Origin of the sequence: Paenimyroides tangerinum, assembly GCF_003865405.1 — a bacterium.
GTDB lineage: Bacteria > Bacteroidota > Bacteroidia > Flavobacteriales > Flavobacteriaceae > Flavobacterium > Flavobacterium tangerinum.
The window spans coordinates 65,312-72,233 of sequence record NZ_RQVQ01000018.1 but is presented as its reverse complement, the minus strand read 5'-3'; the positions used below and the strand labels follow the sequence as shown (position 1 = coordinate 72,233).

Sequence of the window (6,922 nt, the reverse complement as noted above, 5' to 3'; positions counted from 1 at the left end):
TACTGTTTAATTTATGTATTTTTAATCATTGAAAAACTGTATCGCTATTTCAGGACTAGTCAAAAATTACAATCCTGCAATTTCTTTGATTTCGTCAATAACTTTTAAAGCTAACTCATCGGCGATTTCTTGAGTTTTAGCTTCAGTGTAAATACGAATAATTGGTTCTGTATTTGATTTACGCAAATGTGCCCAGTTTTCAGCAAAGTCAATTTTCACTCCATCAATAGTTGTAATTTCTTCGTTTGCATATTTCTCAGCCATTTTTTCTAAAATCAAATCAACGTCAATTGAAGGAGTTAACTCAATTTTATTTTTACTCATAAAATATTGTGGATATGAAGCACGTAATTCAGCAACAGTAACATTTAAGTTTGCCAAATGCGTTAAAAACAAAGCAACTCCAACCAACGAATCACGACCGTAATGTGTTTCTGGATAAATAATTCCACCGTTTCCTTCTCCTCCAATCACTGCATTTGTAGCTTTCATCATTTCAACAACATTCACTTCTCCAACTGCAGAAGCTTTGTAACTTCCGTTATGTTTTTCAGTAATATCACGTAAAGCACGAGATGAAGACATATTAGAAACTGTATTTCCAGGTGTTTTACTTAAAACGTAATCAGCAACAGCAACCAATGTGTATTCTTCACCAAACATTTCACCATCATTAGAAATAAATGCTAAACGGTCAACGTCCGGGTCAACTACAATACCGAAATCTGCTTTTTCTTCAACAACTAATTTACAAATATCACCTAAATGTTCTTTTAATGGTTCTGGATTATGTGGAAAATGTCCGTTTGGTTCGCAATATAATTTTACAACTTCAACACCCATTTTCTCCAATAAATCTGGAATAACAATTCCTCCAGAAGAATTTACTCCATCTACAACTACCTTAAATTTTTTAGCTTTTACTGCTTCAACATCAACTAATTTTAAATTTAAAATTTCATTGATATGTCTATCCATATAATCAGTAATGACAGTAATTGTACCTAAATTATCAACCTCCGAAAAAACAAATGCTTCTGATTCTGCAATTTCTAAAATAACAGCTCCGTCAGCTCCACTTAAAAATTCACCTTTCGAATTTAACAATTTTAAAGCATTCCATTGTTTTGGATTGTGAGAAGCAGTTAAAATAATTCCTCCATCCGCTTTTTCTAACGGAACAGCAACTTCAACAGTTGGTGTAGTTGATAATCCCAAATCAATAACATCGATTCCTAAACCTATTAAAGTATTTACAACTAAATTATGAATCATTGGTCCAGAAATTCTAGCATCACGACCAATTACAACCTTTAATTTATCTTTTGAAATGTTATTTTTTAAGAAAGTTCCATAAGCAGATGCAAACTTTACAGCATCAACTGGAGTTAAATTATCTCCAACTATTCCTCCGATTGTTCCTCTAATTCCAGAAATCGATTTTATTAATGTCATATTTTCAAGTGTTTTTTTCAATATTAATATCGCAAATATAAAAAGAAGACTTCATAAAAAACACAGATTTATTCATTATCTTCGAAGAATGAACTTTTTAGCCCACATTTATTTATCAGGAAATAACGAGCGAATTAAAATTGGAAATTTTATGGGTGATGGCATTCGTGGAAAAGATTACGAAAACTTTCATTTCGATATAAAAATTGGAGTTTTATTACATCGTCAAATAGATACATTTACTGATAATCACGAAATTTTCAGAAAATCAAAACGTCGTTTTTCAACCAAATACAATCATTTTTCTGGCATTATAACAGATATGATTTACGACCATTTTCTTGCAAAAAACTGGAAAGATTATAGTTCAATTCCGCTTGATATTTTTTCTAATGATTTCTATAAAATTTTACAAAATCATTATGACGAATTGAATGACAAAACAAAATATTTACTTCCTTATATGACCGACAGAAATTGGTTGTACAATTATCAATTTCTCGAAGATTTAGAAATTATTTTAGGTCAAATGGATAACCGATTTAAGTTTGATTCAAATATGAAAGAATCAATTATCGAATTAAGAAAAGATTATTCTCTTTTTGAAGAAGAATTTACTTTATTCTTCAATGAATTGATTTTATTTTCGGACTCAAAAAGAAATGAACTTGTAAATAAATTTTATGTGTGATTTAATTTTTTTAATCGAGTTATGACCGATATTTTTGCACAATGAAAGCTAATAAAAAAACAATTAAAAATAGACTTGCTAAAACCTTCAGATATTTTGAAGGTATTCTATATTTATTGAAATCTGTTTTAACAGACCGACAATTTTTATATTTATCTTGTGTAATCGTAGGTATTTCATCTGCTTTAGCTGTTATTGTTTTAAAATCTTTCGCTCATACGGTTCTGAAATTTGCGACAAACATAGATTCATATTTAAAACTTCCTTATCTGAATAGTATTTTACCAATTATAGGAATTTTACTTACCGTTTTCATTATCAGAAAATTTTTAGACGGAAGTATCGAAAAAGGAACAAGCCAAATTATGATTGCTGTTGCAAAAAAGTCAGGTATTATGCCACGAAAACAAATGTATGCACAAATCATTACAAGTTCGTTAACTGTTGGTATGGGAGGTTCGGCTGGTTTAGAATCACCAATCACAATAACCGGAGCTGCATTTGGTTCAAATTTTGCACAAAATTACCGCCTAAATTACAAAGACCGAACCTTGTTACTTGCTTGTGGAGTTGCCGCAGGAATCGCCGCTGCATTTAATGCGCCAATCGCTGGAGTGCTTTTTGCTATCGAAGTTATTTTGGCAGATATGAGCGTCACGGCTTTTATTCCGATTATGATTTCATCAGCAACAGGTGCGATTATTTCGAATGTAATTCTTAAGGAAAACATATTACTTTCGTTCAAAAATCAATTAACTTTCACATACGATAACATTTTTTACTATGTTTTATTAGGCATATTTACAGGTTTATTTGCTGTTTATCATGCTAGAATGTTTAGACGAGTTGAACATAAAATAGCTAATTCTAAATTTAAACCATACCATAAAGCTTTGATTGGTTCTTCTATTTTAGGTATTTTAATATTCCTATTTCCGACACTTTTTGGTGAAGGTTATGAAAGTATCAAAGCGCTTGCAGATAATAAGGCAGGATTAATCTTAGAAAATTCTTTAGTTGAAAATTTTAAAAAAAACCAATGGATTATTTTGTTATTCGTAACAGCAACGGTTTTTATTAAATCGATAGCAACAGGTTTAACTTTAGGAAGTGGCGGAAACGGTGGTAACTTCGCTCCTTCTTTATTTGTCGGTTCATATTTAGGATATATTTTAGCAAAATTTATATCGTTAATCGGTTTGAAAGATTTGCCAATTAATAATTTTACCATTGTTGGAATGGCTGGAGTTTTAAGTGGATTATTTCATGCACCGTTGACTGCAATTTTCCTTATTGCCGAAATTACGGGCGGTTATGGTTTAATGCTTCCTTTATTGATTGTTTCTTCGATTAGTTTTGCGATTTGTAAACGATTTGAAAAATATTCAATGGATATTATTGGAATTGCAGATAAAGGAATTGTTTTTACATCGGATAAAGATAAAAACCTTTTAAACCGAATTGAATTACAAAATATTATCAAAAAAGATGTCGAAACTTTGACAGAGAATGCTACAATATATGATGTGAAACGAATTTTCACCGAATCACATCAAACTTTTATTCCAGTCTTAGATTCGCAAAATCAAATCATTGGAATTATTTATTTAGATGCTGTTAGAAAATTTATTTTTAGTGGTTTCCAAATCAAATTTACCAACTTTAAAGATATTATTCATCCAGCACATTTTTGTTCGATTACAGAAAATACCGGAAATGTTTTAAAATATATGGATGAAAACAAAAATATTCATATGCTTCTAACTCGAGAAAATAAATATTTAGGTTACGTTGACAAAACAACTATTTTAGAAGTTTATCGTGAAAACTTAAAGAATTTAAGAATCGAATAAAATCTAATTTCCAAATATTTAAATCTTTTTTAAGTAACTAAAAAACACGAAAATCGTATATTTGCGGTTTGACAAATTATATGCAAAATTCTGAAGATAAAATTGAAGTTTTTGGCGCTCGCGTTCATAACTTAAAAAATATAGATGTTGTTATTCCGCGTGAAAAACTAGTAGTAATCACAGGTCTTTCTGGTTCTGGTAAATCATCATTAGCTTTCGATACAATTTACGCTGAAGGACAACGCAGATACATCGAAACTTTTGCTTCTTATGCACGACAATTTTTGGGAGGTTTAGAACGTCCAGATGTTGATAAAATTGAAGGTCTTTCGCCTGTTATTGCTATTGAACAAAAAACGACAAGTAAAAATCCACGTTCGACCGTAGGAACAATTACCGAAGTTTACGACTTTTTACGTTTGCTTTATGCTCGTGCTTCAGATGCTTATAGCTACAACACGGGCAAAAAAATGGTCAGCTATTCTGATGAGCAAATCAAAGAGCTAATCATTAAAGATTTTAATGGAAAACGAATCAATATCTTGGCTCCGGTTGTAAAATCTAGAAAAGGACATTATCGTGAACTATTTGAACAAATTGCTAAACAGGGTTTTGTAAAAGTTCGTGTTGATGGCGAGATTAAAGATATCGTTTCGGGTATGAAAGCCGACCGATACAAAACGCACGATATCGAAATAGTTATTGACCGAATTGCAGTTGACGATTCTGATGCAACTTTACAACGACTAACTGAAAGTATCAAAACCGCGATGTATCACGGTGATGATATTTTAATGGTTTTAGAAAACGAGAGTAATGAAGCACGTTATTTTAGTCGTCATTTAATGTGTCCAGAAACTGGAATTTCATATCCAAATCCAGAACCAAATAATTTTTCATTCAACTCACCAAAAGGTGCTTGTCCGCATTGTAACGGATTAGGAACAGTTAATGAAATTAATTTAGCTAAGATAATTCCAAACAAAACGCTTTCAATAAAAGCTGGTGGAATTGTCCCAATTGGAGAACAAAAAAGCTCTTGGATTTTCAACCAGTTGGAAATAATTGCGTTAAAATTCGGCTTTAAATTAACTGATCCAATCGACAAAATTCCAGCTGAAGCTTTAGAAATGATTTTAGATGGAGGAAAAGAAAATTTTTCTGTTGCATCTAAAGTTTTAGGAATTACAAAAGATTATAAAATTGATTTTGAAGGAATTTCTAATTTCATAAGAAATCAGTACGAAGAAAGCGATTCGGCAACCATCAAACGCTGGGCGAAAGAATTTATGGACGAAAATAATTGTAGCGTTTGTGAAGGAAGTCGTTTGCGTAAAGAATCGTTATTTTTTAAAATTAATGAGAAAAATATTGGTGAATTGGCAAGTATGGATATCGACCAATTATTCCATTGGTTTGCTGATTTAGAAAATCATTTAGATTTAAAACAATTATTAATTGCCAAAGAAGTAATTAAAGAAATTAGCTCACGTCTATCTTTTTTATTAGATGTTGGATTAAATTATTTAAGCTTAAGCAGAAGTTCAAAAACACTTTCTGGTGGAGAAGCGCAACGTATTCGTTTAGCTACGCAAATCGGTTCGCAGTTAGTTGGGGTTTTATATATTTTAGATGAACCAAGTATTGGATTACATCAACGTGATAATGAAAAATTAATTCATTCGTTAGAAAAATTACGTGATATCGGAAACTCGGTTTTAGTAGTTGAGCACGATAAAGATATGATTGAAATGGCAGATTATGTCATCGATATCGGTCCAAAAGCTGGAGCAAATGGAGGTGAAATCATCAGTGCTGGAACACCAAAAGAAATGCTTCTTGAAGATACGTTAACTGCAAATTATATCAACGGAAAACTTGCAATTCCGATTCCAAAAGAAAGAAGAAAAGGAAACGGAAAGTTCTTAAAATTAAGTGGTGCAACTGGAAATAATTTAAAAAATGTTACTGCAGAATTTCCTTTAGGAACATTAATTTGTGTTACTGGAGTTTCTGGAAGTGGAAAATCTACTTTAATAAATGGAACTTTATATCCAATATTAAACGAACATTTTTTTAATGCTGTAAAAGTTCCAGAACCATACAAAAAAATAGAGGGATTAGAACATATCGATAAAGTAATTGGAATTGACCAAAGTCCGATTGGGAGAACTCCACGTTCAAATCCTGCAACTTATACTGAAGTTTTCTCTGAAATCAGAACTTTGTTTACAAAAACTTCAGAATCAATGATTCGTGGTTATAAACCAGGAAGATTTAGTTTTAATGTAAAAGGCGGACGTTGTGAAACTTGTGAAGGTTCTGGTTTGCGTAAAATTGAAATGAGTTTCTTACCTGATGTTTATGTAGAATGTGAAACTTGTCAGGGAAAACGATTCAATCGCGAAACTTTGGAAATTCGTTTTAAAGGAAAATCAATTGCAGATATTTTAAATATGACGATAGACGAAGCGGTTCCGTTCTTTGAAAATATTCCTAAAATATATCGTAAAATCAAAACCATTCAGGATGTTGGTTTAGGATATATTAAATTGGGACAACAAAGTACGACACTTTCTGGCGGTGAGGCACAACGAATTAAATTAGCGACCGAATTATCTAAAAAAGATACCGGAAATACTTTTTATATTTTAGATGAACCAACAACAGGTTTACATTTTGAAGACATTCGTGTATTGATGGAAGTTATTCAAAATTTAGTTGATAAAGGAAATACGGTTTTAATTATTGAGCATAATATGGATGTGATTAAAATTGCCGATTATATTATTGATGTTGGATATGAAGGTGGAAAAAATGGTGGAGAAATCATTGCCAAAGGAACTCCTGAAGAAATCATTAAAAATAAGAAAAGTTACACGGCAAAATTTCTAAAAAAAGAGCTATCTTAGATAAAAAGTAA

4 protein-coding genes are annotated in these 6,922 nt (G+C 31.2%); 3 read left to right on the top strand and 1 reads right to left on the bottom strand.

The window, feature by feature from the left end; genetic code table 11:
• Positions 1–66: 66 nt before the first annotated feature.
• The gene (glmM, locus tag EG240_RS09510) at positions 67–1,455 is read right to left on the bottom strand and encodes a phosphoglucosamine mutase (protein ID WP_125019162.1); all 1,389 of its coding nucleotides are present in this window, start codon (positions 1,453–1,455) and stop codon (positions 67–69) included.
• A gap of 88 nt (positions 1,456–1,543) precedes the next feature.
• On the opposite strand from glmM, the gene EG240_RS09505 reads away from it, so the two are divergent.
• From EG240_RS09505 to uvrA, 3 genes are all read left to right on the top strand, one after another.
• On the top strand, positions 1,544–2,146 hold the full coding sequence (locus EG240_RS09505) for an acyl carrier protein phosphodiesterase (RefSeq protein WP_125019161.1): 603 nt from the start codon (positions 1,544–1,546) through the stop codon (positions 2,144–2,146).
• A gap of 41 nt (positions 2,147–2,187) precedes the next feature.
• Positions 2,188–3,999 (top strand): chloride channel protein, encoded by a 1,812-nt coding sequence (locus EG240_RS09500; RefSeq protein ID WP_125019160.1) that lies wholly within the window; start codon positions 2,188–2,190, stop codon positions 3,997–3,999.
• Positions 4,000–4,079: 80 nt separating this feature from the next.
• Positions 4,080–6,911, top strand: a complete 2,832-nt coding sequence (uvrA, locus tag EG240_RS09495; protein WP_125019159.1) for an excinuclease ABC subunit UvrA — start codon at positions 4,080–4,082, stop codon at positions 6,909–6,911.
• Positions 6,912–6,922 lie beyond the last annotated feature (11 nt).